A 1,834-nucleotide genomic window follows, 5' to 3' on the forward strand; every position below is an offset into this window, starting at 1 on the left:
CCTTATCGGTACGGCATCGGCGTGCGCGGGCAGCTTCGGGGGCTTGCCCACGCGCATATGGGCTGGATGTTCACCGACGATCCGACTTCGCGTGACCGCTACGCGCCTGACCTGCTCGCCGATCCGGCGATGGTCAGGGTGGCGCGCGCCTTCCCCGCGCTGTGCGCGGTCTCGCTGGCGCTGCCGTTCCTGGCGGGCTGGGCGATCAGCGGCAGCCTGTACGGCGGGCTGACCGCGTTCCTGTGGGCCGGGCTGGTGCGTGTCGCCCTGCTGCAGCACGTGACCTGGAGCGTCAACTCGCTGTGTCACGTGATGGGGAGCAGGCCCTTCACGACCCGTCGCCACGATCGTTCGACCAACCTGTGGCCGCTCGCGCTGCTGTCGTTCGGGGAGAGCTGGCACAACGGCCACCACAGCGAGCCGACCTGCGCCCGGCACGGCGTGGACCGGCACCAGATCGATCCCTCCGCCGGGCTGATCCGCCTGTTCGAGCGGCTTGGATGGGCCACCGACGTGCACTGGCCTGACCCAACCCGTCTCGAACGCAGACGCGCCAACGCCCCACAGCAAGCCCGAGCCCCGGCGCGAGGTTGACCGCTAGTCCCCTGCAGTGTCGCCGCTGGGCAGGCTAGGCGCCGATGATGGGCGATGCGGTAGGAGAACATGGCGAGGGCAACGGCGCGGCATGTCCGGCTATCACCATGACGTCGGCTAGAGGAGGTGTGTGCGCTGCGTCCGTGATGGCCTATTCGGTCGCCATGGTGTTCTCCTAGATCCGGCCCGCGACGGACAAGGACCTCATCTAGCGTTCCTCTTGGTCGCGTAGGCGGTGCAGGTCGAGGATCGGCTGGAGGATCCAGAGCCAGCTGGTCGCGAGCGCCACCGCCGCGCCGAACAGGATGGCGAGCCAGTTGCCGAGAACGACCTCGGCCACCAGGGCTACCGCGGTGGTCATCGCGATCGCCAGCGATATGGCGCCGGCAACGCCCAGTTCGTTGGCGCGGTGCAGCATCTTCTCTTTCAGACCGGTGCGGAACAGCAGTCGATGCTGGACCGCGGGGGTGATGAAGCAGACGGAGGCGGCGGCGGAGCTGGTGAGCGCGATGAAGAACAGCCAATGGCCCGAGGTGTCCACCTTGGCGAAGCCGGCCTGGAACGGCATCGCGAACAGGAAGGCGAACAGCACTTGCACCCCGGTCACCATGACTCGCAGGCCCTGGAGGAGTTCGGACAGCTCGCGGTCGACGCGTTCCTTAGGGTTTTCGTCGGGGTTGCCGTTGGCAGGCATGCCGGGCTCCTATCTGTTGGTGGATGCGACTAACCGGCTTTCGTTCAGGGTGCTCGCGACCAGTGGAGGCCTCGGTCACGAAGTCACCGATCCGATCCGATCCGGGACGCTGGCCAAGGCGGCAGGCCACGCCTGTCACGGAATCGCTGCTCCTGCGCTCAGCCTCCCTCCGGTTCCCCAGTTCATCAGAGGGAATTCTCAGCCACACAGGTCATGGTCTCGGTGGAGATGACTGCCCCGGTTTCGGTACTGCTGTCCTGTCGGGCTTGTGGTCTTGCTGGTGGTAGAGACGGCCGTCGAAGGCCGTCGGCCGGGATTACTGAACTTCTTCCTTTGGGCCGCCGATCACGCCGTCTGAGGAGTGGCAAGTCGTCGCTTGGGGTCGTGATGATGCTCTCCGATCACCTGGTCAGCGGCGCTTCTTGCCGATCGTCGTATCAGGGCAGTACCTCTCCCGCAGCGACCGTTCCTTCACAACGGCCGGGCGTACCGGGCGCTGATCGGTTCTGGTGATAACCGGCATGGTGCTTGCTCGTTTCCCCATCT

General features: G+C 66.2%; 2 protein-coding genes. One reads left to right on the forward strand and one right to left on the reverse strand.

Annotated elements, in window-relative coordinates; all coding sequences use genetic code 11:
- The coding region (locus AB0B45_RS51435) for a fatty acid desaturase (protein ID WP_358146375.1) at positions 1 to 594 on the forward strand (594 nt) is incomplete at its 5' end.
- A gap of 208 nt (positions 595 to 802) precedes the next feature.
- Here AB0B45_RS51435 and AB0B45_RS51440 read toward each other — a convergent pair.
- Positions 803 to 1,288 (reverse strand): DUF6328 family protein, encoded by a 486-nt coding sequence (locus AB0B45_RS51440; protein ID WP_358146376.1) that lies wholly within the window; start codon positions 1,286 to 1,288, stop codon positions 803 to 805.
- Positions 1,289 to 1,834 lie beyond the last annotated feature (546 nt).

This window comes from Nonomuraea sp. NPDC049152, from assembly GCF_040648355.1.
Lineage (GTDB): Bacteria > Actinomycetota > Actinomycetes > Streptosporangiales > Streptosporangiaceae > Nonomuraea.

Coding starts and splice junctions, on each gene's coding strand:
- AB0B45_RS51440 (WP_358146376.1), bottom strand. CDS start 1,288: ATGCCTGCCAACGGCAACCCCGACGAAAACCCTAAGGAACGCGTCGAC.